We start from the raw sequence: 22,926 nt of genomic DNA on the forward strand, positions 1-22,926 counted from the left end.
AGCCAGGGCGCGGCGGCGAGCAGCAGCCCGGCGCGATCAGGACACGGCGGCCCGCACCAGCTCGGTCAGCCTCTTCTCCACCTCCGGGCTCCACCGCAGCAGCGCGAACGACGCCGGCCACATGTCGCCGTCGTCGAGGTTCGCCGCCTCCTGGAAGCCCACTGTCGAATAGCGGTACTTGAACTTCCCCGCGTCCTGGAAGAACACGACGATCTTGCCGGCGGCGTTCGCGTACGCGGGCATGCCGTACCAGGTCTTCGGGGACAGCTCCGGCGCGGCGGACGTGATCGTCATGTGCACGCGCTCGGCCAGCTCGCGGTCCTCCGGCGCCATCTGCGCGATGCGGTCGAGCACCGCCTGAAGGTCGTCGGCCTTCTTGGCGCCCTTCTTCCCCTCGGCACGCAGCTCGGCGGCGCGCTCCTTCATCGCGGCGCGCTCCTCGGCGCTGAATCCGTCGGACATCTCGGTTCCCCCTCGTGGCTCGCGGTCCGCGTGGCGCCGACCGCCTGACGACAACGCTATGGCGTGGCGCTGACCGGGCGCTTCTCGATTCCTGATCACCTGCCGGGACCACGGCGACCGGGCGCGGCACCTACCATCGCCGCCATGGCGACCCGGCTCGTACAGATCAACATGAAGGCCCACGACGAGGTGGCGCTCGGCGGCTTCTGGGCGAAGGTGCTCGGCTGGGAGACGTCCAGCGAGGCCCCCGGCGTGACGAACCTCGAACCCGAGGGCCTCACGTACCCGGACCCCCGCGTCCTCTACGTCGACCTCGTCGTCTCCACCGAGCCCAAGACGGCGAAGAACCGTGTCCACGTCGACCTCGCGACCACCTCGGCCGCGCACCACGCCCAGCTGGTCGCGCGCCTGACCGCCCTCGGCGCCACCCCCGCCGACGTGGGCCAGGGTGACGTGCCGTGGACGGTCCTGGCCGACCCGGAGGGCAACGAGTTCTGCGTACGGGAGCCGGACGCGCGGTACGCCGGCACCGGGCCGATCGGCGCGGTGGTGGTCGACTGCGCCGACCCGCGAGCCATGGCCGGCTTCTGGGGCCGGGCCACCGACTGGACGGTGCACGAGGTCACCGACCGGGAGGCGGTGCTGCGCTCGGCGAAGGGCGTCGGACCGTACCTGCGGTTCGTCCGCACCGCCGACGCGAAGACCGGATGGAACCGCGTCCACCTCGATGTCCGCCCGTACCCGTCGGACGACCTGGACGCCGAGACCGCGCGCCTGCGGTCGCTCGGCGCCAGCGACGCGGACCTGGGCGGGGCCGACCCCCACTGGCGGGTGCTCGTCGACCCGGAGGGCAACGAGTTCTGCGTGCTCACCCCGGGCTGACCGGCCACGGCACCGGGCGGGCGGGTGCGACAGCCCGCCCGGGCGCCGGTCAGGCCGTCTGCTCCGGCCGGAACTCGTGCACCACCTCGATCGGCCCGACGATGTGCCGGTTGAACTCGTCCAGTTCCTCGGCCGGCACCCACAGCTCCAGGATGTCCCGGCCGCCGGCCTGCCGCACCGGGTAGCGGGCGGCGAACGCGCTGTCGACGTGGAAGCGCGTCACGTAGCCGACGCCGGAGGCCGCCACGTTCCAGTCCCGGGCGATCATCACGGCGTACTGCTCGTTGAGCACCGGATAGAAGATCGGCTGGTCCGGCAGCCGAGGCGGCCAGGCCCGCCAGCCGGAGGCGCGGACGAGGTCGAGTTCCCGTGGGCCGGTCGGCCGCCACATCGTCGTCGTCTCCGTCATCGCGTACCCCCTTCTGCTCCGGTCGTGGCACGGTACCGGCGGCGTGCCGCGACCGGCCATCGGGTTTCGGCAGCAGAATCGACAGCGGGTGCGATGAGTTCGCGCCGCCCCGGCGGTCCAACCGTCGACATCCTGGACAGACAGGCAAGGAGCACCGCGATGGCCACTGTGATCTCCACGCTGTTCATCTCGGCCGACGGCGTCGCCGAGATCGACCCCGACTGGCACTTCCCGTACTTCGACGACAACATGGGCCGCGCCGTCACCGAGGACTACGACACCTCCGACGTGCTGCTGATCGGGCGCGAGACGTACGACAGCTTCGCCGGCGCCTGGCCGGAGCGCGAGGCCGCCGGCGGTGAGGACGCGCCGTTCGCCAAGCAGCTCGGCGACATGCGCAAGGTGGTCGTCTCGCGCCAGCCGCTGGAGTTCTCCTGGCGCAACTCCGAGGTGATCCAGGGTGATCTGATCGACGCCGTGCGGGCGCTCAAGGCCGACGCCGGCATCAAGGGCATCCTCATCCCCGGGTCGATCTCGGTGGTGCGGCAGCTGCTCGCCGCCGGCCTGGTGGACGAACTGCGGCTGCTGGTGCACCCGGTCGCCGCCCGCAAGGGCCGCCGGCTGTTCGACGAGGGCGATGCGCCGTACCACCTGCGGGTGGCCGCGACCGAGGCGTACCCGACCGGCGTGCTCCGGGTGATCTACACCCCGGCCCCGGCGCCGGGCGCGGTCGGCTACGACGACATCAGGGACCAGGTGCCGGCCGGGAGCTGACGAGCGCGGGACGGCAGCGGGCCGGTCCGTCGTGAAAGGATCCGCCGGTGCGTCGCGCCCGGCTGCTGCTGATCCTCGCGACGGTGTGCGCCGTCGCCCACGTCGTCGGCGTCCTGACGGCCGCTCCGCTCTGGCGCGGCGCCGAGGTGCTGAGCCTGGCGCTGCTGCTGGCGTACGCCGTCGCCGCCGGACTGCCGCCCCCGCGCTGGGCGGTGCCGGTGGCGCTCGCGCCGCTGATCGTGGACGCGGTCCGCACCATGCCGGCCGAACCGGGTGCCGCGGACACCGGCTGGGTGGTCTACGGCAGCGGCGACAACGTCTTCGACAGTACGGCCGGCTTCGACGTCACGCTCGCCGGCAGCTGGGCGGCGCTGGCCGCGGTGGCGGCGCTGCTGGTCGCGTTCCGGGGCCGGGGGCGGCGCCGGCACCTGATCGCCGCGGCGGTCGCCGCCGCGCCCGTCGTCGGGTACGCGGCCGTCCGCGCCGCCGACATCGGCCTCGCCGTCGCCGCCGGCACCCGGATCGTGGAGACGCACACCGTGACCACGCTGACCCGGGTGGAAGGCCGTGGATACCACGACCAGGCCGATGTCGTGCCGGCGCTCGTCCTCGCGGTGCTGCCGCCGCTGGCGCTCGCGCTCGCCGCGCTGGGGCTCGCCGTGCTGCTGGCCGGGCGGGGCCGGCGGCTCGCCGCGACCGGCGCGGCGCTGCTGGCGGTGCTCGCGTTGCCGCTGCTCGACGCGGGCATCGAGGCCCTGCGCCTGCCCGGTTCGGCCGACGGCACCGCCCTGTTCGCCTGGTACGCCATCACACCCACCCGGACGCTGCCGCAGCCCGTGCCGGCCCTCACGGCGGTGGTCGAGCTGGCCGCGTACCTGCTGCTCGTCGCCGGCCTGACCGGCGCGGACCGCGCCGCACCGGCGGTGCCCGCGCCGGCGGAGGCCGGTTGACGTCAGGCGGCCGGCCCCGGCTCGATCAGCGGCTTCCGGTCACGGCGGCGCCTCGTCCCCGTCGTCCTCGCCCGGCTCGTCCTCGTCCGCGTCGTCGAGCAGGCCCTGCCGGTGCAGGAACGCATACCACCCGTCGTCGTCGGTGACCAGCTCGGCGTAGCCGGGACCGAGCACGTAGTAGTGCACGAACGAGTCGAGGCCGGGTGCCAGCTCCTCGAACGCGTCGCTCATGAACCACTCGGTGCCGGTGGGCGGGAAGTGCCACACCGCGCCGGTCGCCCGCTTTAGGAAGATCGGCTCGTCACTGCACGTGGCGACGACCAGCCAGCCGGTCCGGTCTCCGGGGATGGGGGAGAAGCCGGGCGCGTGGTCGAGGAAGTACTGCATGTCGGCGAGCCGGTCGACCGAGACCAGCTCGAACGCGCCGGCCCGCAGGCCGTCGGCGGCCAGCAGCAGCTCACGCAGGGCCGCCGGCAGCTCCGCCGGCACGTCACCCGCGTCGGCCGGGGCGCCGATTCGCGCGTACGCGAGAGAGGCCGGCTCGTCGGCGGTCAGGTCGGCGCGGAGTTCGTCGAGAAGTCGCGCGAGTTCGGAGGGCATTCCACTACCTCTCTTCTGATCGAGGTCCGTCCGGGATCTGCGCCATCATGGCGTCATGACGAAGGCGGACGTGGTGGTGGCCGGCGGTGGCGTGATCGGGTTGACGACGGCGCTGACGCTCCAACGGCGCGGCGCGCGGGTCACCGTGCTGACCGCCCACGACCCGGCCGACACGGTGTCGGCGGTGGCCGCCGCGGTCTGGTACCCGAGCCACACCGAGGAGGATCCCCGGGTGCTGCGCTGGGCCCGCGACACCCACGCCGAGCTGCGCCGCCAGGCGGCCGACGGCGTGCCGGGAGTGGTCGACCGGCCCACCCGGATGTGGCTGCGCCACCCCTACACCGGGCCGCCCTGGTGGGCCGACGCCTGCGGCGACCTGACGGCCGAGCCGGCGGAGCCGCCGTACACCGCGCTGCTGCGGTTCACCGCCCCGTCGGTGGAGATGACCAGCTACCTCACCTGGCTGCGGCAGCGCCTGGAGGCGCGCGGCGGCCGGGTCGTCCGCCGCGCGCTGGGCACGCTCGCCGAGGCGTACGAGTTCGCGCCGGTCGTGGTGAACGCGACCGGGCTGGCCGCCGGACGGCTCGCCGCCGACCCGGCCGTGTACCCGGCACGCGGGCACGTCCTGCTGGCGGCGAACCCCGGCCTGACCGTCTCGGTACGCGACGAGGACGACCCGGCCGGCGTCACGTACGTGCATCCGCGCCGGCACGACGTGGTGCTCGGCGGCACCTACGACGAGGGGGTGGGACACACCGGCCCCGACCCGGAGGAGGCGGCGGCGATCCGGCGCCGGTGCGTGGCGCTGGTGCCGCAGCTCGCGGACGCGCCGGTGCTGGGGGAGCGGATCGGGCTGCGCCCGGCCCGGCGCGGCGGCCCCCGGGTCGAGGTGGAGCCGGCGCACGGGCGGTTGGTGCACGCGTACGGGCACGGCGGTGCCGGGGTGACGCTGTCCTGGGGCTGCGCCGCAGAGATCGCCGATCTCGCCCTGAGCGTCTGACCGTCCCGGCGCAGGCAGGTAGGCGGCCCACCGCCGGAGCGCGCGGGCGGTAACCTCGGCCCGGTGTCCGCCCGCCGCGCCGCACTGTTCGCCCTCGTCGCCCTGATGACCGTCTACATCGGCTGCACGCTTGTCGCTCTCGCCGCCTACAGCCACCGGATCGGCCTGGTGACCCACGACGGCTCCGGTTTCCTGGTGGAGTTGCTCGACGCCGTGGTGCCCCTGCGTGACCTGCTGCCCGCCGTGCTCTGGTTGCTGTCGGCCACGCTGCTCGTCACGCTCGTGGCCCTCGGCGGATGGGCCGCCCGGAGGGTCACCGGCTCCGACGACGAGCGGCTACCGGCGGCGGCGTGGGTGGCCGGGATCGCGGCGGTGCTGCTCAACCCGCTCGCGGTCGTGCGCTACGCGTCCGCCACCGCCGAGGGCGGCGAGTACATGCGGACGGTGCAGGTGGAGACCAACCTGCTGGTGCTGGCCGCCGCCGTGGCCACCACGATCAGCGTGCTCGCCGTCGCCCGGCTCGTCCGGCACTCCGAGACGGCGAGCCCGGCGTCCCGGCGGATGCGGGTGGACGACTGGTCCGCGGACGCGGCGGGACGGGAGTGACCTGTCCGCTCAGGAGTGTCTCGTCCAGGCCCCGGCCATGTAGCCAGGCGCGACAGCGTGGACCGGTCAGGAATCGAGAAGCATCGCGCGGGCGGGCGGACCTAGCGTTTCCGGCACGGGCCTCCCACCGGGGCGGCCACCGGGGAGAGGTCGTCGACCGATGGACACGCGCATCCGTCAGCTGCACCGCTGGTTCTCCGTCGCCTTCACCGTGACCGTCGTGGTCACGTTCGTGGCGCTGGCGCAGAAGGACCCGATCGTGTGGGTCTCCTACGTGCCGCTGCTGCCGCTCGCCCTGCTCCTGGCCAGCGGTCTCTACCTGTTCGCGCTGCCGTACCTGCGGCGTCGCCGTACCGCCGCGCGCCCGCGCTGACCTGGGGGATTACCGGGGCCGGTCCGCGGGCAACACTGGCGGATGGATCAGAAGGTGATGGTGTTCGCCCCGGCGCCGCTGTTGACGGTGACGATCGAGCAGCAGGGCGACGCGCCCGAGCTGCATCTGCACCCCGGTGGGCAGGGGGTGTGGCAGACCCGGATGATCGCCGCGCTCGGCGTGCCGGTCACGATGTGTGTGGGCCTGGGCGGCGAGGTCGGCGACGCGGTCCGCAAGCTGCTCGAAGACGAGGACGTCACGGTACGGGTGGTGCGGCGGGAGTCCGGCACCGGCTGGTACGTGCACGACCGACGCGACGGCGAGCGGACCGAGATCGCCGAGCACCCGGGCGCGCCCATGGTGCGGCACGACATCGACGAGCTGTACACGGTGACGCTCACCGAAGGGCTGCGCGCGCCGGTCAGCGTGCTCAGCGGGCCGGCCGACCCGCAGGTGGTGGACCCGGACATCTACCGCCGGCTCGCCGCCGACCTGAGCGCCAACGGTGGGACGGTGGTGGCGGACCTGTCCGGGCCGTACCTGGAGGCGGTGCTCGACGGCGGCGTGACGGTGCTGAAGGTCAGCCACGAGGAACTGCTCGACGACGGCCTGGCCAAGGACGACAGCGTGGACGCGCTGCGCGACGCCGGCCGCCGGTGCCAGGAACGCGGCGCGCGGACGGTGCTGATCAGCCGGGCCGGGGAGCCCGCGCTGGCGCTGCCGGAGGACGGCGAGCCGCTGCTGGTGCACGCGCCGCCGCTGGAACTGGCCGACCACCGGGGCGCCGGTGACTCGATGACCGCCGGGGTGGCGGCGGTGCTGGCCCGGGGCGGTGACCTGCGGGAGGCGCTGCACGTCGGCGCCGCCGCCGGCGCGCTCAACGTGACCCGGCACGGGCTCGGCACCGGCCGGGCCGAGGCGGTACGCGAACTGGCCGGCCGGGTACGGCTGACCCCGCTGGACGGTGGCGACGATGACGGCTGACCGGCGACCCCGGGTGCTGGTGACGAACGACGACGGCGTGCACGCCCCCGGCATCCGCGCGCTGGCCCGGTCCGCGTACGAACGCGGGCTGGACGTGGTGGTCGCCGCGCCGCAGCACGAGGCGAGCGGGATGAGCGCGGCGCTGTCCGCGGTGACCGAGGACGGACGGCTGGTGTTCCGCGAGACCGAGCTGGACGGGCTGCCCGGCGTGCCCGCGTACGCGGTGGCCGCCTCCCCGGCGTACATCGCGGTGCTGGCCGGGCTCGGCGTGTTCGGGCCGGTGCCGGACCTGCTGCTGTCCGGCATCAACCGGGGCGCCAACGCGGGCCACGCGGTGCTGCACTCCGGCACCGTCGGCGCGGCGCTGACCGCCGGGAACAACGGCATCCGCGCGCTCGCCGTGTCGCTCGACGTGCTCACCCCGGCGGCGGCGAGCGCCGGGAGCGGCGGCGCGGCGATCGCGGTGCTGGACAGCGTGGACGACGAGTCCCGCCACTGGTCGAGCGCCGCCGAGCTGGCCGGGAGGCTGCTGCCCTGGCTGGCCGGCGCGGAGCCGGGCACGGTGCTCAACCTCAACGTGCCCGACCTGCCGGCCGATCAGGTGGCCGGGCTGCGCCAGGCGACCCTGGCGCCGTTCGGGCAGGTGCAGGTGTCGGTCGCCGAGCGCGGCGAGGGCTTCGTGCGTACGGCGGTGGAGGAGAACGCCGTCCGCGCGGTCCCCGGCACCGACATCGCCTGGCTGGCCGACGGGTACGCCGCGGTGACAGCGATCCGGGCGCTCGGCCACCTGCCCGATGTGGAGCTGCCGGTCGACGGCTGAGGACGGTCCGCCCCGCCACCGTCGTACGGGTGGCGGGGCGGGAAGCGTCACTCGCCGGCCGCGCGCCTGCGGTCGGCCTCGGCGTCGGCGGCGCCCACGGGAACGCCGTCGCCGTCCCGGTCGGCCCGGGACAGATCCACGTCGGCGCCGGCCCGGGCGGCGTCCGCCGTCGCGTCGTCGGCGCCGACGACCTCGCCGCCGTCGGCCTGCCCGTCGTCGGGGACCAGCTGCCCGGCGGTGGCCAGCCCGATCGGTGCGTACCTGGGGTCGGTCATCTCGTCCTCCTCACCGGTGTTCCTTGAATAGCGGTACCCCGGGACGGAGGGCAGCACACGTGCGACGTCAGCGTCCCCGGTCGAGGAAGTCCAGGGTGACGGCGGCGAACAGCGGCGACTGGTCGATGTCGTAGTGGGTCAGGCCGGGCAGGATCGCCAGCGCGTGCCCGCCCGCCGGGCGTCCCTCGCCCGCCCAGCCGCCGTCGCGCCGGCCGCCGTCGAGCAGCCCGAACACCTCGACGAAGTGGCTCGGCGGGGCCATGTCCGCGTCGGCGGCCACCACGAGCGTCGGCACCCGCAGGGCCCGCACCTGCTCGGTGAGGTCGAAGTCCTGCCGCATCGCCTCGCCGATCTTGTCGAGCAGCCGGGGGAAGTCGGCCGGCCGCGGCGCGACCCGCTGGTACAGCTCGTACATCGGGGTCTCCTTCATGAACTCGGCGGCCCCGGCGCCGACCTGGCCCTGCTGCGCCAGCATCTCCGGATACACCGCGTCGCGGCGGATGTGCGCGGACGCGGCGACCAGCCGGCCGACCTTCTCGGGGTGCCGGAAACCGACGTGCAGGGCGACCCCGCCGCCGAGCGAGAAGCCGACCACGTCCGGCCGGTCCAGCCCGAGGTGGTCGATCAGCGCGGCGACGTCGTCGGCCATCAGCGCCGTGTCGAGCGGGCGGTCCACGTCGGCGGTGCGGCCGTGCCCCTGGAGGTCCACCAGGGTCACCTGGTGCCGCGCGGTGAGCGCGGGCAGGATCGGCGCGAACATCTCACCCGAGGTGAGGCCGCCGTGCAGCAGGATCATCGGCCGGCCGGCGCCGTGCGTCTCGTAGTACAGGTGGACGCCGTTGACGTCGGCGTACCGCCCGGGGGCGTGGGTCTCGTCGCGCTGCGCTGTTGTCATCGGTGCTCCTCGGATGTGGTGACCTGACGGCTGGTGGACCGGGAGGGCGGCACGGAATCATCGGTGCGGGATCGAACGTGCTCGCATCGACGCTGCATGTGGGCTAGGTTCGGCGAGGTGAGCGAGGTGGCGAGCGTTCCCGTCGAGGCGCAACTCGAGGCGTACCGGTCGGAGTTGACCGGCTACTGCTACCGGATGCTGGGTTCGGCCTTCGAGGCCGAGGACGCGGTGCAGGACACATTCGTCCGGGCCTGGCGCAATTTCGACAAGTTCGAGGGGCGGTCCGCCCTGCGGACCTGGCTCTACCGGATCGCCACGAACGTCTGCCTGACCATGTCCACGAGCGCGCAGCGCCGGATCCGGCCGATGGACCTCGGTCCGGCGGGCGTCGGCACCGCCACCCATCCCGGCGAGCCGCGCCCGGAGCAGATCTGGTTCGGTCCGGCGCCTGACGACCGGGTGCTGCCCGAGGTCGCCGACCCGGCCGAGGTGGTCGCCGGCCGGGAGTCGGTCCGGCTGGCGTTCGTCGCGGCGTTGCAGCACCTGCCGCCGAAGCAGCGGGCCGTGCTGATCCTGCGCGAGGTGCTGGCCTGGTCGGCCCAGGAGACCGCCGAACTGCTGGACACGTCGGTGGCGAGCGTCAACAGCGCGCTGCAACGGGCGCGCGCCACGATCGCCTCGGCCGACACCGAGACCGAGGTGCGCCGTCCGCTCGACAGCGAGCAGCAGGCGCTGCTCGCCCGCTACGTGCGGGCCTTCGAGGCGTACGACCTGGCGGCGCTCACCGCGTTGCTGCACGAGGACGCGACGCTGTCGATGCCGCCGCTGCCGCTGTGGCTGCGCGGCTCCGCGCACATCGCCGCGTGGATGGCCGGCACTGGCAGCGGCTGCCGCGGTTCCCGACTGGTGCCGACGGCCGCCAACGGGATGCCCGCGTTCGGCCAGTACCGGTGCGACCCCGACGGCTCAGGTCACGTGCCGTGGGCGTTGATCGTGATCGGCGTCTCCGGGGGGCGGATCACGTCGCTCAACAACTTCCACGACGTCGACCGGCTGTTCCCGCTGTTCGGGCTGCCCGCCCGGCTGGAGGAGGGCGCCGGCCAGCCCGAGCAGGCCGGCCAGTTCGCGTAGGCCCGCGCACGCGCCGCGTACCTCGAGCCGCCAGCCGAGCCGCCGGGCGGTCAGGCGCAGCCGCGCCAGCACCTCGACCGTGACCAGGTCGGGTGCGGTCACCGCGGACACGTCGCACACCACCACGCCCCGGTCGCGGTCGCGCAGCGCCTCGGCCAGTTCGGCGCAGCGGGCCGCGATCTCCGCGCGGGTCGGCGTCCCGTCGGCCAGGCGGAGCAGGTGGGTGATCACAGGCGTTGGACCGCCGTACGTCCCCGCTCTCATCGGTACGCGCGCGTCGGCGCGATTTGCCTCGACCACCTTGTCGCACGCAGTTACATAGACGTTAACTGCTATACCAATCATCGGTGCTCGGCTATATGATCCCGGTAGTTCACCCCGAAGCCTCACGAAACCGCAGCTCCCGCACCCCTCGGGTCGAACTCCGCAAGCCAGGTGCCCCCGCGACGTCTGCCTGGCGACCGCCCGGCGTTGCGGTTCAGCCTGCCGGAAAGGTGGGAACGGATGACAGGGCTTCCGTCCTTGGTCATCGGCATCGCGACCTCGTCGGCCGAGCGCCGGCAGCTCGCCCAACTGCTCGGCGGCACCGAGTCGTTCCTGATCGTGTCCAGCGCCCATCAGGCCCGCCGCTTCCTCGACCTGGTACGCCGGCCCGCGCTCACCGTCGTGCCGCACCCGCCCGTGGGTGACGAAGCGCCGGCCGAGCCGCCCCGGCGGGAGCTCGCTGTCGACTCCGACCGGCGGGTGCTGCGCTGGCGGGAGCGGGAGATCGGGTTGACGCCGCTGGAGCACGACCTGCTGGTCTGCCTCACCGGCACGCCCGGCCAGGTGTGGACGTACGCCCGGCTGCACCGCGCGGTCTGGGGCAACGACCACCTCGGGCGGCGCTCGGACATGCACTCGGTGGTCCGCCGCCTCCGCCGCAAGCTGGGCCGCCTCGACGCTCCCGCCGAGATCCACGCCGTGCGAGGCGTAGGTCTGCGCCTCACTCCCTGACCCCCGCCCGGCCTCGCCGTCGATCTTGCACTTGCGGCCACTCGGGCGGGGCTTTCGTGTGCTTCGCCGGGGCGGAAAGTGCAAGATCGACGAGAGTGTGGAACGGCCCGCCCGGCGCGTGCGCCGGGCGGGCCGTTCCTGTCGGGTGCGGGGTCAGCAGCGGGTGGGGGAGAGGGTGAAGTCCTCCACCGTGGGCGTGCTGCTGTTGATCTTCGTCTGGCGCGTCTGGGGCTTCCAGCCGTCCTTGGCGACGATCAACGTCAACGGGTTGTTGCGCCGGTCCATCCAGTAGGCGTACCGGCCCTGCGCGTCGGTGGTGAAGGTGTACGAGCTCGCCCAGGAGTCGACCTGCACCGTCACGCCCGCCAGCGGTGCGGTGGCGCCCTGGCAGCTCTTGCCGGAGACCGTGCCGGACAGCTTGCCCCAGGTGGTCGGCGGCTGCGCGATCATGGTCACCGCCACCGGCTCCACCGTGTACGGGGTGTCCTCCTTGATCGCCACCGACGCCGAGTACGTGCCCGGCTGGTCGACGTTCGCCGTCATCGTGACGGTGACGGTGACCTTCTCACCGGGCGCCAGCGTGACCTTCGACTTGTCGACGGTCAGCCAGCTCACGTCGGCGGCGGCCTCCGAGCACTCGGAGAAGCCGGGCAGGACCTCGCTGTCCTTGGTGGCTGTGAAGCTGCCCGACGAGCCGCCGATCTTGTAGAACCCGCACGCCGCGCCGCCCCGGTAGCGGGCGGTGTTGGCGTTGGGCAGGTTCGCCCACGAGTTGGTCGCCGGGTCGAACGCGAAGCCGGCGTTGGTGATGGCGCCGCCCTGCGACCCGCCGACGACCAGGAGCTTGCCGTTCGCCACCGCGTACGAGGAGGCCCAGCTGTCGGCCGGCGCGTCCGGGATGGCGGTCCAGGCGTTCGCGGACGGGTCGAAGGCGTACCCGACCTTCTGCGACGTGGTGCCGTCGTTGCCGCCGGTGCAGTAGACGGTGCCGTCGATCCCGCCGCAGGACAGGAACGCCACCGACTTCGGGTACGCGGGCAGCGTCTCCCAGCTGTCCGCGCCGGGGTCGTAGCGGACCACCGAGTTGGACATCGGCGTGCAGCTGGCAGTGGTGCAGCCGCCGATCGCGTACAGCTTGCCACCCGCGACCGCCTGGCCGGCCGCCGAGCGCGGCGCCGGGTTGTCGGCCTTGCGGCTCCAGGTGTTCGCCGCCGGGTCGTACGAGAAGGTTCCGGCGTCCGGACCGGCGGCGCCCCAGCCGCCGGTGGCGATGATCTTGCCGTCGACCACGCCGACCGTCATGGCGTTACGCGCGCCGGGCAGGTCGGCGATCCCGGTCCACGCCTGGGCGATCGGGTCGTACCGGTAGTTCTTGGCGCTCGACGCGGTGCCGTCGCCACCGGCGATGGAGTAGACCTTGCCGTCGACGCTGACGACCCGGTTGTCCATCACGTTCGACGGGTAGCCCGGGATGGCGGTCCACGGGTCCGCCTGCGGGGCCGCCGCCGCGATCACGGTGGACGACTTGCCGGACGAGCGGGCGGCGAACGACGTCGCGGCGGTCAGCCGCTGGACCGGCGCGCCGGTCGAGCCGAGCAGCGCCTGCTGGGACAACTGGGAACCGTCGGCCCGTTGCAGCACGAACCCGCCGTCACGCTCGCTGAACTCGGCGGTCACCGGCGCCCCGCCGGTGTTCGTCACGGTGAAGGTCTTGCTGACCTTCCCGCTCGGCATCCGGACCGTGCCGGTGATCGAGGTCGGCTTCACCGACAGCCGGCCGGCGGCGAGCTGGAAGTTGGCCGCCGTGGCCCAGTCCTCCTCGACCGCCACCTGCTTGGTCTGGCTCACGTAGTTGCCGGCGCTGGCGGTGAACGGGTGCGTCCCGGTCAGCGACGAGAACATCCAGTAGAAGCCGTCGGGCAGCTCGGTGTCGTCCGGCGTGGCCACCGTGGTGGCCTTCTCCGCCGGGCGGTCCTTGCTGGTCACCGTGGCGCCGTTGACGTAGCTGTTGTCGTTCTTGTCCCGGACGTGGCCGAGGACCAGGCCGCCCTTGACCGGCTTGCAGACGAGCTTGCTGCCGATGAGGACGTTGTCGACCTGCCACCACCACTCCCAGCTCGCCTCGTAGTAGTGGAAGCGCACCCGCACCTGCGACTGGTCGGCCGCCTGCGGGATCGGCACCTCGGTCACCCGGGGCCCGCGCACGTCGGCGGCCTGCCGCAGCACGTTGCTCCACGTGGTGCCGCCGTCCAGGCTCAGGTCGACGTCCGCGCGGTCGCTGTTGAGCCAGTTGTAGTCCTGGTTGAACCGGATCACCGGCGTGGTCACGCCGGTCAGGTCGACCACCGGGCTGACCAGCGACGTGTCCTGCCGCCCGCCGCTGCCGTAGTTGTCGCTGTCGATGATGGCGAAGTTGCCGCTGCCGCCGGTCAGGTTGCCGCGCTCACCGGCGTCGGTGAACTCCCAGACCTGGCCGGTGCCGGCGTTGTCCACAACGGTCCAGCCGTCCGGGGTGCCGGTGCCGTCGAAGGTCTCGTACACGCCGTCGGAGCTGACCGTGTAGCCGGGGGCGGTGGCGCACGCCTCCGGGTTCGCCTGCACCGCGATGTTCGCGGTCACGTTGGCGGACCCGACGGTGACCTCCTTGGTGGTGGTCAGGTAGCCGGCGTACTGCGGCTCGACCTTGAGCCGGTACGTCGTCCCGGCCGGCAGCGACAGGCTGTAGCGGCCGGTCGTCGGCGTGGTGTAGTCGGAGATCGGCGTGCCCTCGACGCTCACCTTCGCGTACAGCGGCCAGCCGTGCCCGGAACCGTCGGTGACCTGCCCGCTGACCGTGACGCTCGCCACCGCGGTGAGCGCCACGTCCAGCGTGGTGGTCGTGTTCGCGGTGACGGTCGCCGACAGCGTGCGGGTCGCGTACCCGAACGCCGAGACGACCACCTGGTAGTCGCCGGCCGGCAGGAGCGAGGAGTACGTCCCGTCCGCGCCGGTGGTCAGCGTGCGGTCCGCCGCGCCGGTCAGGGTGACGCTCGCGCCGGCGATCCCGGCGCCGGTGGCGGCGTCGGTGACCTTGCCGGCCAGCGTGCCGTTGTCGCCGATCGGGGCGGCGGCCAGTAGCGCGAGCGCGTCCAGGCGGCCCTCGCCGTAGACGTTGTTGTCGTCGGTGGTGCCGCCGCACTGCGCGTCGCCCTTGTCGATCGCCGTGTCGTTCAGCAGCGCGCGGGTCGCGGTGACGTCGCCGACCAGCGTGGGCGCCGCCGACCAGAGCAGCGCGATCGCGCCGGCCAGGTGCGGCGCCGCCATCGAGGTGCCGCTGATGCTGGCGTACGAGTTGGTCGGCACGCTGGAGCGCACGTTCACACCAGGGGCCGAGATGTTCGGCTTGATCTCGCCGTTCTGCCCGGTGCCCCGGGACGAGAAGCTGGCGATGTTGTTGTTGACGTCGTACGCGCCGGCCGAGTAGTTGCTCGCCAGGCTGCCCGGTGAGCCGCTGGTCTGGCAGGACGGGCCGTTGTTGCCGTTTGACCAGACGCCGAAGATGCCGGACGCGGTCCAGGCGTTCGTGACGTCCTCCATGAACGGCTGGTTGGACGGCGCCGTGGTGCCCCACGAGTTGTTGATGATGTTCGGCCGCTTGCTGGCGTCCGGGTTCTGCCCGTTGAGGTCGGTGGGCTCCAGCATCCACTGCCCGGAGGAGATCAGCGCGGCGTCGGACGGGCAGCACCCGTTCGCGGCGATCCACTTGACCTCGGGGGCGACACCGATCTGGTTGGCCCCGTCGGCGCCGGCCATGGTGCCCATGGTGTGCGTGCCGTGGCCGTCGGAGTCGCACGGCGCGGTGGCGCACTCGCCGGCCGCGTCGAACCAGTTGTAGTCGTGGTCGAAGGTGCCGTCACCGTTGTTGCCGCGGTAGGCGTTCACCAGCGCCGGGTGGTTGAACTGGACGCCGCTGTCGATGCTGGCCACGGTGATGCCGGCGCCCTTGACGCCGTACTGGGACCAGACGTCGTCGGCGTTGATGTTGGCGATGCCCCACTCCAGGGCGTTCGCCGACTTCTCGTCGGTGCCCGGGGTGGTCTCCGGCAGCTTGTACTCCACCGGCGCGTACAGGCCGTCCACCTCGGAGTGGGCGGCGAAGTTCTGTGCCATGGTCAGCGAGCCGTCGGTGACCTTGATGGCGTTCGTCGCCCAGAAGGTCTGGTACTTCGTGCCCGAGCGGTCCAGCTCGGCGCGGATCTTCGACTGGCTGTCGGCGGCGGTCTTCTTCAGCGCCGCCGCGACGGCGGCCCCGCGCTCGTTCCAGTCCTTGATCGCGGCGGCCTTGCCCAGGTCCGCCTTGGCGCCGAAGTGGATCCAGAAGTCGCCCTCGCTCTTGCCCTGGAGCTGACGGGTGAGTTCGGGACGGATCTTGTCGCTGGCCGACGCGCCGGCGCCGGTGCCGGCCTGTGCCCCCGTGCCGGTGGCGGCCAGCGCGGTGGCGGCGAGCACCAGGGCGGCGCCCGCGCTCACCAGCCGCCGGGCCGGGCCCCATCTGTGTGGACGTCTCAGCATCGGTGCTGCCTCCTACTCCGATGACCCGCTGATGATCGAGCCATGGCAGAAGGGCCAGGAGACGGACTCTCCCGACTGGTCGCACCGGTGTTGCAAGAACCCCCCAGGCCCCCTAGGCGCCGTGCGGGTCTGCGCCGGACGCCTGAGTGGACACTATGATCGACAGTAAGGAACGATCAATGACCGTACGTGAGCAACATGTCACCAACAGGCCCCCGTGTCGGGCGGCTTGTTGACAGTTTCTGTCACGGTGGGGCGCGGTGACGACTGACGGCACGAACGCGGCTGACTCCGGCACCGACCCGCCGGAGCGGCCCTTCTCGCTCGTCATCGGCGTGACGTCGTCGCCGGCCGAGCGGCTGCGGCTGACCGAGCTGCTGGACGGCGTCGCGCCTCTTCTGATGGTCACCGATCTGGACGAGCTACGCGAGTTGATCATGACAGATGCGCCAGCCCCGCCCGACGCGCCGGCTCGGCCCGTACCCCCGGACGAGCCCGCGCCGGACGGCGCGCTGGTGATCGACGCCGCCCTCTCGACCGCCCGGTGGGGTGACCGCGAGACCGCCCTGACCCGGCTGGAGCGTGACCTGCTGACCTGCCTCACCGCCGAGCCGGTACGGGTGTGGAGCTACGCCGAGCTGCACCGGGCGGTCTGGCGCGACGCGCCGACGCACGGCCGCGCCGACGTGCAGTCCCTGGTGAAGCGGTTGCGCCGTAAGCTCGACGGGCTGGGCACCGGCGTCACCATCGCGGCGGTACGCGGCGTCGGCCTGCGGCTGACCGACCACCGCCAACCCCGGGTACGGGGCGACTGACCGTCCGTCCACGGGGCGCCCTGAGCCCGCCGCAACGGTGATGTCGCGGACCCGACGGCGCGCACGGCCGGACGGTGACAGCCGGTGACCCGATCGGTGGAGGCCCCCCGCCGGTGTGGCCGGAATTGATGGCGACCGGTCGATTACCGGTGCGGCGTGTATCGCGAGAAGTCTTTGCCTCCTACGGTGACGTCCGGCACGCGGACGAGGGGACCCGGGAATCACCCGGGAGGGCCGTCCCGGCGGACAGGGAGAGTTGACTCGATGCGAGTTTGGCTTCGCGCGGTGGCGGTGGTCGCCGCCGGCGCGGTCGTGGTGGCGGGAGTACCGGCGCTGGCCGGCACCGTCGTCGTGCGGGACGCCGGCGTGGCCGGACACGCCGGCGCCCAGGCGACGGGCAGCAGCGCCGCGCTCGGCGCCGCGCGTACGACCGCGACCCGTGCGCTGGTCACCCCCGGGGACACCCGGCTGATGCCGACCACGCCCCGCACCGACACGCCGCGGATCACCAACGGCGAGATCACCGACATCGAGGTGATCGGCAACCGCGTCTTCATCGCCGGCACGTTCACCTCGATCGCTAACGTCGGCGGGTCCGCGATCGCGCAGCGGTCGCTGGCGTCGTACAACCTGGACACCGGCAAGGTGGACACCGGGTTCAAGCCGGTCATCGACGGCGCGGTCGCCGCCGTGGAGGCGTCGCCGGACGGCTCGTCGCTCTACATCGCCGGCTCGTTCAACACGATCAACGGCGTGACCAAGCGCAAGATCGCCCGGCTGAACCCGACCACCGGCGCGCCGGTCGCCGCGTTCACCGCCACCGCCAACGCGCGGGCCACCGCGCTCGCGGTCAGCGGCAACGCCGTCTACGTCGGCGGCCAGTTCGCCACCGTCAACGGGGTCAGCCGCAGCGGCCTGGCCGCGCTCAACCCCACCACCGGCGCCGTCGACACCGGCTTCAACCTGCCGCTCACCGGCGGCATCGGCGTCGGCGGCATGCTCACCGTGCAGCAGCTCAAGCTCACCCACGACCGCACCAAGCTGCTCGTCGTGCACACCGGCCGCCAGATCGCCGGCCAGGACCGCTACGGTGTGGCGCTCATCGGTACGGCCAGCAAGGCGCTGTTGCCGTGGCGTACCCGGCTGTGGGAGGACAACCTCTCCTTCGTCGGCGGCATCCAGCGCGTCTTCGCCGGTGACATCGCGCCGGACGACTCGTACTTCGTGGTCACCAGCGGCTCCGGCGGCGACCGTCCGCCGATCAACGACACCGCCATCGCGTACTCGCTGACCGGAAACGACAACGTCGAGCCGCTCTGGATCTCCCGGCACTTCGACAGCATCTACTCGGTGGCGATCACCGACACCGCCGTCTACGTCGGCGGCCACTTCAGCTGGCAGGAGTCGCCCACCTCGAACGTGCCGTGGCCCGGCCTGGACAACGTCGGCTACGGCACCGGCCAGGGGCTCAGCGGCTACGGTCTCGGCGACCAGGTGGTCCGCCGCGACCACATCGGCGCGCTGGACCCGCTCACCGGCACCGCGCTGGAGTGGAACCCCGGCTCCAACTCGTACGAGGGCGAGAAGGCGATGCTCGCCACCTCGCGCGGCCTGCTCGTCGGCGGCGACGGCAACGTCAAGGGCGGCAAGACCACCGGCCGGGTGGCCTTCTTCGACCTCTCCAAGGAGCCCAAGCCGGCGGCGCTGGACACCACAGTCACCACGCCGATCGAGGGCGCGGTGAAGCCGGCCGGCGAGTCGTTCACCATCAGCGGCCAGGCGCTCGCCCCGGCCGGCGTGGCCCGCGTCCAGCTGGAGATCCAGGACCGCACCAGCGGCAAGTACCTCCAGGCCGACCTGACCACCTGGGGCGCGTTCAAGGCGATCAACACGACTGTCGCCGTGCCGAACGCCACCTCCACCACGTGGAGCCTGCCGGTGACGCTGCCCGCCGGGGTCTACCAGTTGCAGGCCAAGACGTTCGACCGCAACGGCGCCGGCGACACCACGAAGGCGGTCAAGAAGATCGAGGCGTTCCGCTTCGACGACCTGCCCCCGACGACCCGGATCAGCTCGCCGTCGGCCGGCCTGGTCGCCACGCAGACGTTCGTGGCCTCCGGCACCGCCACCGACGACAAGGGCGTCAACTCGCTGATCTACTCGTTCCGCACCCCGGACAACAGGTACCTCCAGGACGACGGCACCGTCGCCGCCGTCTACAACACCTTCCGCGGCGAGCCGGACGTGATCGGCGCGAAGTCCGCCACCTGGCAGTACGAGGTCACGCTGCCGACCGAGGGCCAGTGGAAGATGACCGCCACCGCCGTCGACACGAGCGGGCAGAGCGACCTGCGCGGTGACACCCGCGACTGGACCGTCTCGGCCACCGGCGTACCGCCGACAGTGGCGATCACCTCGCCTGTGGCGATGACCCCGCCGGGCAACCCGGCGCCGTTCACCGTCGCGCCCGGCGGCACCGTCACGTTCGCCGGCACGGCGCGCGACGACGACGACCTGAAGTCGGTCGAGATCTACCTGCGCAACAACACCACCCGTGAGGCGCTCGCCAGCGACGGCACGTGGGGCGCCGACTCGGTCGCCGGCTACCACCGGATCTCGCCGACCAACCTCGACGCCGCGACGTTCGACTGGTCGTTCACCACGGTGCCGCTCACCCCCGGTGTCTACGACTTCCGGGTACGGGCGACGGACAAGCTCGGCCTCACCACGTCCAGCACCAACATGGGCCGGCTCACCGTCACCGCGCAGGTGCCCGGCGACGCCTTCCCGAACGGGCTGCTCAGCTTCACCGGCACCAACCAGGACATCGACCAGCTGCACCTGGACCTGGCCGGCACGGCGACCGACGACAAGGGCGTCCGGGCGGTCCGGATCGCGCTGCGCGACCTGGACACCGGCCGGTACGTGCAGCCCAACGGCACCATGGCCGCCGCGTTCGCCACAGTCGACGCCACGCTCGCCTCGCCGGGCGCGACCAGCACGCCGTTCACGCTCTCGATCGACCTGCCCACGCGGGGCACGTACAGCGTGGAGGCGTGGGCCGTGGACACGGCCGGCCAGCAGGACAACTCGACAAGCGGCGCTACCGCCCGTTACCTGGTCTACCCGGGTGACACCGACCCGACGCTGGAGCCGAGCATCACGCCGGTCGAGGGTCAGGCGTACACCGGCGGCCGGATCGTGATCACCGGCCGGGCGGTGGACGACGGCGGGATGCAGAAGGTCGAGGTGCAGATCGGCAACAGCGCCGGTCAGGGCATGAACTCGGCCGGCACGTTCGGCCGCGCGGGCGCGCCGACCAGCTGGCCGTGGATCGCCACGTTCCTCACCAGCCCGGGATCGCCGGGGTCCAACTTCGCGTACACGTCGCCGGTGATCCCGGCCGGCACGTACACGGTGACGATCCGTGGCATGGACAACAGGGGGCAGTACCAGCAGCCGCCCCGTACCGTCACGGTGACCGTCACCGACTGACCGGACGGCCTCGCGGGCCGGTCCGCGCCGGGACTCCCGGCGCGGACCGGCCCGTGCCCGTCTCAGGGACGGATCAGGCACATCCCGGCGGCGGCCGGCCGGTCCATGGTGGCCAGCGCATCCGGCGCCTCGGCCAGGTCGATGACGCGGGTGACCAGCTCGGCCGGGCGCAGCACCCCGGCGGTGACCAGCCGCAACATCTCCGGGTACGCGTGCGCCGGCATGCCGTGGCTGCCCCGCAGCTCCAGCTCGTACGCGATCACCAGGTCCATCGGCAGCGCGGGCCGGCCCTGCGCGGCGGGCAGCAGCCCGACCTGCACGTGCCGGCCGCGCCGGCGCAGCCCTTCGATCGACGCGACGCAGGTGGCGTGACTGCCCAGCGCGTCCAGCGAGAGATAGGCGCCCCCGCCGGTGGCCTCCCGGATCGCGGCGGCCACCTCGCCCGGGCCCTCGAACGCGCTCGCGTCCAGGCAGACCGCGGCGCCGCTGCGGCGGGCCAGCTCCAGCGCGCCGGGTGATACGTCCACCGCCACCACCCGCGCCCCGCTCGCCGCCGCGACCATGACGGCGGACAGGCCGACGCCGCCGCAGCCGTGCACCGCCACCCACTCGCCCGCCGCGACCCGGCCCTGCGCGACGACGGCCCGGAACGCGGTGGCGAACCGGCAGCCGAGCGCGGCGGCGGCGGCCTCGTCCAGCTCGTCCGGCAGCCGGACCAGGTTGACGTCGGCGTGCCGCACCGCGACCAGCTCGGCGAACGAGCCCCATCCGGTGAAGCCCGGCTGGGTCTGCCGCTCGCAGACCTGCTGGTCGCCGGCCAGGCACGAGGGGCACCGCCCGCACGCGCAGACGAACGGCGCGGTCACCCGGTCGCCGGGCCGCCAGCCGCGTACGTCCGCGCCGACGGCCACGACGACGCCGGCGAACTCGTGCCCCGGCACGTGTGGCACGCGGATGTCCGGGTCGTGGCCCTGCCAGCCGTGCCAGTCGCTGCGGCACAGGCCGGTCGCGCCGACCCGGACGACCACCCCGTCCGGCGCCGGCGCCGGATCGTCCACCTCCCGGACCTCCGGCCGCCCCCCGAACCGCTCGAACACCACAGCGCGCATACCCCCGATCCTCACACCCGCCCCCTCCCGCCCTCCGCACCCCTCCCGCCCTCCGCGCCCCTCCCGCCCTCGCCCCGGCTCCCGGTCCCCTGCTCTCGGCGATCTTGCACTTGCTGCCCCGCCGATGTCGTGAATGTCCTGTCTGCCCGGGCAGAAAGCGCAAGATCGCCGGAGAGGGGCCGGTCCCCGCCTGTCGCTTCTCCCATCACCTGGGAACCCTGGTCCGTATCCCGGGAGCGCCGTAGATCTTGGTACGAAAAGGCCCCCATGGGGGCCGATTCGTACCAAGATCTACCGGTCGCTCGGGTCGCCGGTGCGGGATGGGTCTCATGCTGGTGATCAAGGAGTTTGTGTCCTCGTCAGGGCGGTGTCAGCCCGCAAACTCCTTGATCACCGGGGGAGACGGGGGAGACGGGGGAGAGAGGGGAGGGAGGGGGAGTGGGCTATAGGCGGCGGCCCTGGGATGTGTGGGCGGTGATGCCGTCCAGGGGGGTGCCGGGGGTGAGGGTCGTCGGGTCGAACCAGAAGATCATCACCTGGGGGTCCTCGCTCCACCGGACCAGCTTCGCCTCGACCTGGTGGCCGTCGACCGTCCCGACGATGCGCGCCGCCGGGCCGACGAAGTAGCCGAACGTCGGCACCGGCGCGTCGGCGGGCACCCGCTGCTGGTCGTACCCGATCTCGTGGAACCCCGGCCGGCGGTCGCTGCCGGACACGTCGTTGACCAGGAAGTCGGAGGTCAGGCGACCGTCCGGGGTGCGCCGGCCGGCGACCAGGCCGATCGTCACGCCGGGCACTCGCGGCAACTCGACCGGGACCATGAAGAACACGCGCTCGTCGGCGCCGTACCGGATGCCGCTGCCGACGACGGTTCCGAGCGGTCGCGGTGGGGCCTCGGTCGGTGCCGGCACGGCGGCCGGCGTGGGCGGGGGAGTGCCGGCGGACGCGGTGGCGACCGGCTCCCCGGCCGGGGCGTGCGGCGGGCCGGGCCGCGGCGCCACGACGTCGACGCCGACGGCCACCGCGATCACCGCCACCGTCGCCGCGACCCCGGCGCCGATCCGGCGGCGTCGGCGCAGCCGGCGTCCCCGGCGCATGATGTCCGTGATGTCCAGGCCGTCGGCCCGCTCGGTGGCCCGCATCGCGCGGCGCAGCTCGTCCATCTCGGTCACCGGCACGTCTCCTGCGGTCGCGGCGCGGACAGACCGGCGGTACGCAGCTTCCCCAGCGCCCGGGACGCGGTGCTCTTGACGGTGCCGACCGATACGTCGAGTTCGTTTGCCACCTGGGCCTCCGGCAGGTCGAAGTAGTGACGTAGGACGACGACGGCGCGTTCGCGCGCGGTGAGCGTGGCGAGCGCGGTGACCAGCCACCGCCGGGTCGCCACCTCCTCGGCCAGGTCACCGCCGCGCCGCTCCGGCAGGTCGTCGCTCGGATATTCGCGGATCGGCCGTCGCCAGCTGTCGATGAGGTGGTTCACCAGCACCGACCGGGCGTATCCGTACGGGTCGCCGTTGCGGATCCGGGACCAGGACGCGTACGTGCGCACCAGCGCGGTCTGCGCGGCGTCCTCGGCGTGGTGGTGGTTGCCGGTCATGAGGAAGGCGGCGTGCGTCAGCCGCGCGGACGACGCCCGCGCGAACTCGACGAACTCCGCGTCACCCCGGGCCATGCCGGCCTTCTGCCCCTCTCACCCCGGTAGTGACGGGCGGGACGGGCAAAAGGTTGAGTCCCCGCCGGACCAACTTCGGTGACTGGTCACCCGTCCTCATCGCTGCGCCCGAGACCGGGCGCCGAGG

General features: G+C 73.0%; 20 protein-coding genes and 2 pseudogenes. 12 read left to right on the forward strand and 10 right to left on the reverse strand.

Going from position 1 to position 22,926, the window contains the following annotated elements; translation table 11 throughout:
• Positions 1 to 36: 36 nt before the first annotated feature.
• On the reverse strand, positions 37 to 462 hold the full coding sequence (locus tag AB0B20_RS19170; protein WP_357390501.1) for a hypothetical protein: 426 nt from the start codon (positions 460 to 462) through the stop codon (positions 37 to 39).
• 144 nt (positions 463 to 606) lie between these two features.
• Between AB0B20_RS19170 and AB0B20_RS19175 the strand changes: the two genes are divergently transcribed.
• Entirely contained in the window at positions 607 to 1,344 is a 738-nt protein-coding gene (locus AB0B20_RS19175; protein ID WP_357390503.1) for a VOC family protein, read from the forward strand.
• 49 nt (positions 1,345 to 1,393) lie between these two features.
• Here AB0B20_RS19175 and AB0B20_RS19180 read toward each other — a convergent pair whose 3' ends face one another.
• Positions 1,394 to 1,753, reverse strand: a complete 360-nt coding sequence (locus tag AB0B20_RS19180; RefSeq protein ID WP_357472083.1) for an ADP-ribosylation/crystallin J1 — start codon at positions 1,751 to 1,753, stop codon at positions 1,394 to 1,396.
• A gap of 159 nt (positions 1,754 to 1,912) precedes the next feature.
• Here AB0B20_RS19180 and AB0B20_RS19185 point away from each other — a divergent pair, with 159 nt between their 5' ends.
• Positions 1,913 to 2,527, forward strand: coding sequence for a dihydrofolate reductase family protein (locus tag AB0B20_RS19185; RefSeq protein WP_357472085.1), 615 nt, complete (start codon positions 1,913 to 1,915; stop codon positions 2,525 to 2,527).
• Between the two features lie 47 nt (positions 2,528 to 2,574).
• Positions 2,575 to 3,477, forward strand: a complete 903-nt coding sequence (locus AB0B20_RS19190; protein WP_357472088.1) for a hypothetical protein — start codon at positions 2,575 to 2,577, stop codon at positions 3,475 to 3,477.
• Between the two features lie 39 nt (positions 3,478 to 3,516).
• Here the strand turns inward: AB0B20_RS19190 and AB0B20_RS19195 are convergent.
• Positions 3,517 to 4,098 (reverse strand): annotated as a pseudogene (locus tag AB0B20_RS19195) (SUKH-4 family immunity protein); the annotation flags it as partial.
• Between the two features lie 34 nt (positions 4,099 to 4,132).
• On the opposite strand from AB0B20_RS19195, the gene AB0B20_RS19200 reads away from it, so the two are divergent.
• From AB0B20_RS19200 to AB0B20_RS19220, 5 genes are all read left to right on the forward strand, one after another.
• Positions 4,133 to 5,077 (forward strand): FAD-dependent oxidoreductase, encoded by a 945-nt coding sequence (locus AB0B20_RS19200; protein ID WP_357472091.1) that lies wholly within the window; start codon positions 4,133 to 4,135, stop codon positions 5,075 to 5,077.
• A gap of 63 nt (positions 5,078 to 5,140) precedes the next feature.
• The gene (locus AB0B20_RS19205) at positions 5,141 to 5,683 is read left to right on the forward strand and encodes a hypothetical protein (RefSeq protein ID WP_357472094.1); all 543 of its coding nucleotides are present in this window, start codon (positions 5,141 to 5,143) and stop codon (positions 5,681 to 5,683) included.
• Between the two features lie 160 nt (positions 5,684 to 5,843).
• A complete protein-coding gene (locus tag AB0B20_RS19210; protein WP_357472097.1) occupies positions 5,844 to 6,056 on the forward strand; it encodes a hypothetical protein in 213 nt (70 codons plus the stop codon).
• A gap of 42 nt (positions 6,057 to 6,098) precedes the next feature.
• Positions 6,099 to 7,040, forward strand: a complete 942-nt coding sequence (locus AB0B20_RS19215) for a PfkB family carbohydrate kinase (protein WP_357472100.1) — start codon at positions 6,099 to 6,101, stop codon at positions 7,038 to 7,040.
• A complete protein-coding gene (locus AB0B20_RS19220) occupies positions 7,030 to 7,860 on the forward strand; it encodes a 5'/3'-nucleotidase SurE (RefSeq protein ID WP_357472103.1) in 831 nt (276 codons plus the stop codon). Before AB0B20_RS19215 ends, AB0B20_RS19220 begins: the two co-directional genes overlap by 11 nt.
• A gap of 47 nt (positions 7,861 to 7,907) precedes the next feature.
• Here the strand turns inward: AB0B20_RS19220 and AB0B20_RS19225 are convergent, their stop codons facing one another.
• Both AB0B20_RS19225 and AB0B20_RS19230 read right to left on the reverse strand, forming a co-directional pair.
• Positions 7,908 to 8,135: a hypothetical protein gene (locus AB0B20_RS19225; RefSeq protein WP_357472106.1), complete on the reverse strand. Its 228-nt coding sequence runs from the start codon at positions 8,133 to 8,135 to the stop codon at positions 7,908 to 7,910.
• A 67-nt stretch (positions 8,136 to 8,202) separates the two neighbouring features.
• On the reverse strand, positions 8,203 to 9,030 hold the full coding sequence (locus AB0B20_RS19230) for an alpha/beta fold hydrolase (protein WP_357472109.1): 828 nt from the start codon (positions 9,028 to 9,030) through the stop codon (positions 8,203 to 8,205).
• 96 nt (positions 9,031 to 9,126) lie between these two features.
• Between AB0B20_RS19230 and AB0B20_RS19235 the strand changes: the two genes are divergently transcribed.
• On the forward strand, positions 9,127 to 10,161 hold the full coding sequence (locus AB0B20_RS19235; protein ID WP_357472112.1) for a sigma-70 family RNA polymerase sigma factor: 1,035 nt from the start codon (positions 9,127 to 9,129) through the stop codon (positions 10,159 to 10,161).
• Between the two features lie 30 nt (positions 10,162 to 10,191).
• Here the strand turns inward: AB0B20_RS19235 and AB0B20_RS19240 are convergent.
• Positions 10,192 to 10,779, reverse strand: a pseudogene (locus tag AB0B20_RS19240) (hypothetical protein); the annotation flags it as partial.
• Between AB0B20_RS19240 and AB0B20_RS19245 the strand changes: the two are divergent.
• Entirely contained in the window at positions 10,666 to 11,157 is a 492-nt protein-coding gene (locus AB0B20_RS19245; protein WP_357390519.1) for a winged helix-turn-helix domain-containing protein, read from the forward strand. The pseudogene AB0B20_RS19240 and the gene AB0B20_RS19245 overlap by 114 nt on opposite strands.
• Positions 11,158 to 11,310: 153 nt before the next feature.
• Here AB0B20_RS19245 and AB0B20_RS19250 read toward each other — a convergent pair whose 3' ends face one another.
• Positions 11,311 to 15,708 (reverse strand): S8 family serine peptidase, encoded by a 4,398-nt coding sequence (locus AB0B20_RS19250; protein WP_357472115.1) that lies wholly within the window; start codon positions 15,706 to 15,708, stop codon positions 11,311 to 11,313.
• A 260-nt stretch (positions 15,709 to 15,968) separates the two neighbouring features.
• On the opposite strand from AB0B20_RS19250, the gene AB0B20_RS19255 reads away from it, so the two are divergent.
• Together AB0B20_RS19255 and AB0B20_RS19260 are read left to right on the forward strand one after the other, a co-directional pair.
• Entirely contained in the window at positions 15,969 to 16,523 is a 555-nt protein-coding gene (locus AB0B20_RS19255) for a winged helix-turn-helix domain-containing protein (protein ID WP_357472118.1), read from the forward strand.
• Between the two features lie 264 nt (positions 16,524 to 16,787).
• Positions 16,788 to 20,018 (forward strand): Ig-like domain-containing protein, encoded by a 3,231-nt coding sequence (locus AB0B20_RS19260; RefSeq protein ID WP_357472121.1) that lies wholly within the window; start codon positions 16,788 to 16,790, stop codon positions 20,016 to 20,018.
• Positions 20,019 to 20,080: 62 nt separating this feature from the next.
• On the opposite strand, the gene AB0B20_RS19265 is transcribed toward AB0B20_RS19260, so the two are convergent.
• The 3 genes from AB0B20_RS19265 to AB0B20_RS19275 form a co-directional block, all read right to left on the reverse strand.
• On the reverse strand, positions 20,081 to 21,127 hold the full coding sequence (locus tag AB0B20_RS19265; protein ID WP_357472124.1) for a zinc-dependent alcohol dehydrogenase family protein: 1,047 nt from the start codon (positions 21,125 to 21,127) through the stop codon (positions 20,081 to 20,083).
• A gap of 443 nt (positions 21,128 to 21,570) precedes the next feature.
• Positions 21,571 to 22,290 carry a hypothetical protein gene (locus AB0B20_RS19270; protein WP_357472251.1) on the reverse strand — a complete coding sequence of 240 codons (720 nt, stop codon included), beginning with the start codon at positions 22,288 to 22,290 and terminating at the stop codon, positions 21,571 to 21,573.
• A gap of 5 nt (positions 22,291 to 22,295) precedes the next feature.
• The gene (locus AB0B20_RS19275) at positions 22,296 to 22,799 is read right to left on the reverse strand and encodes a SigE family RNA polymerase sigma factor (protein WP_357472127.1); all 504 of its coding nucleotides are present in this window, start codon (positions 22,797 to 22,799) and stop codon (positions 22,296 to 22,298) included.
• Between the last annotated feature and the right edge of the window lie 127 nt (positions 22,800 to 22,926).

It is taken from the genome of Micromonospora sp. NPDC049151 (assembly GCF_040648395.1).
Lineage (GTDB): Bacteria > Actinomycetota > Actinomycetes > Mycobacteriales > Micromonosporaceae > Micromonospora.

Coding starts and splice junctions, on each gene's coding strand:
- AB0B20_RS19270 (WP_357472251.1), bottom strand. CDS start 22,290: ATGGACGAGCTGCGCCGCGCGATGCGGGCCACCGAGCGGGCCGACGGC.
- AB0B20_RS19220 (WP_357472103.1), top strand. CDS start 7,030: ATGACGGCTGACCGGCGACCCCGGGTGCTGGTGACGAACGACGACGGC.
- AB0B20_RS19210 (WP_357472097.1), top strand. CDS start 5,844: ATGGACACGCGCATCCGTCAGCTGCACCGCTGGTTCTCCGTCGCCTTC.
- AB0B20_RS19245 (WP_357390519.1), top strand. CDS start 10,666: ATGACAGGGCTTCCGTCCTTGGTCATCGGCATCGCGACCTCGTCGGCC.
- AB0B20_RS19250 (WP_357472115.1), bottom strand. CDS start 15,708: ATGCTGAGACGTCCACACAGATGGGGCCCGGCCCGGCGGCTGGTGAGC.
- AB0B20_RS19260 (WP_357472121.1), top strand. CDS start 16,788: ATGCGAGTTTGGCTTCGCGCGGTGGCGGTGGTCGCCGCCGGCGCGGTC.
- AB0B20_RS19275 (WP_357472127.1), bottom strand. CDS start 22,799: ATGGCCCGGGGTGACGCGGAGTTCGTCGAGTTCGCGCGGGCGTCGTCC.
- AB0B20_RS19265 (WP_357472124.1), bottom strand. CDS start 21,127: ATGCGCGCTGTGGTGTTCGAGCGGTTCGGGGGGCGGCCGGAGGTCCGG.
- AB0B20_RS19175 (WP_357390503.1), top strand. CDS start 607: ATGGCGACCCGGCTCGTACAGATCAACATGAAGGCCCACGACGAGGTG.
- AB0B20_RS19230 (WP_357472109.1), bottom strand. CDS start 9,030: ATGACAACAGCGCAGCGCGACGAGACCCACGCCCCCGGGCGGTACGCC.
- AB0B20_RS19235 (WP_357472112.1), top strand. CDS start 9,127: ATGTGGGCTAGGTTCGGCGAGGTGAGCGAGGTGGCGAGCGTTCCCGTC.
- AB0B20_RS19200 (WP_357472091.1), top strand. CDS start 4,133: ATGACGAAGGCGGACGTGGTGGTGGCCGGCGGTGGCGTGATCGGGTTG.
- AB0B20_RS19225 (WP_357472106.1), bottom strand. CDS start 8,135: ATGACCGACCCCAGGTACGCACCGATCGGGCTGGCCACCGCCGGGCAG.
- AB0B20_RS19180 (WP_357472083.1), bottom strand. CDS start 1,753: ATGACGGAGACGACGACGATGTGGCGGCCGACCGGCCCACGGGAACTC.
- AB0B20_RS19170 (WP_357390501.1), bottom strand. CDS start 462: ATGTCCGACGGATTCAGCGCCGAGGAGCGCGCCGCGATGAAGGAGCGC.
- AB0B20_RS19215 (WP_357472100.1), top strand. CDS start 6,099: ATGGATCAGAAGGTGATGGTGTTCGCCCCGGCGCCGCTGTTGACGGTG.
- AB0B20_RS19185 (WP_357472085.1), top strand. CDS start 1,913: ATGGCCACTGTGATCTCCACGCTGTTCATCTCGGCCGACGGCGTCGCC.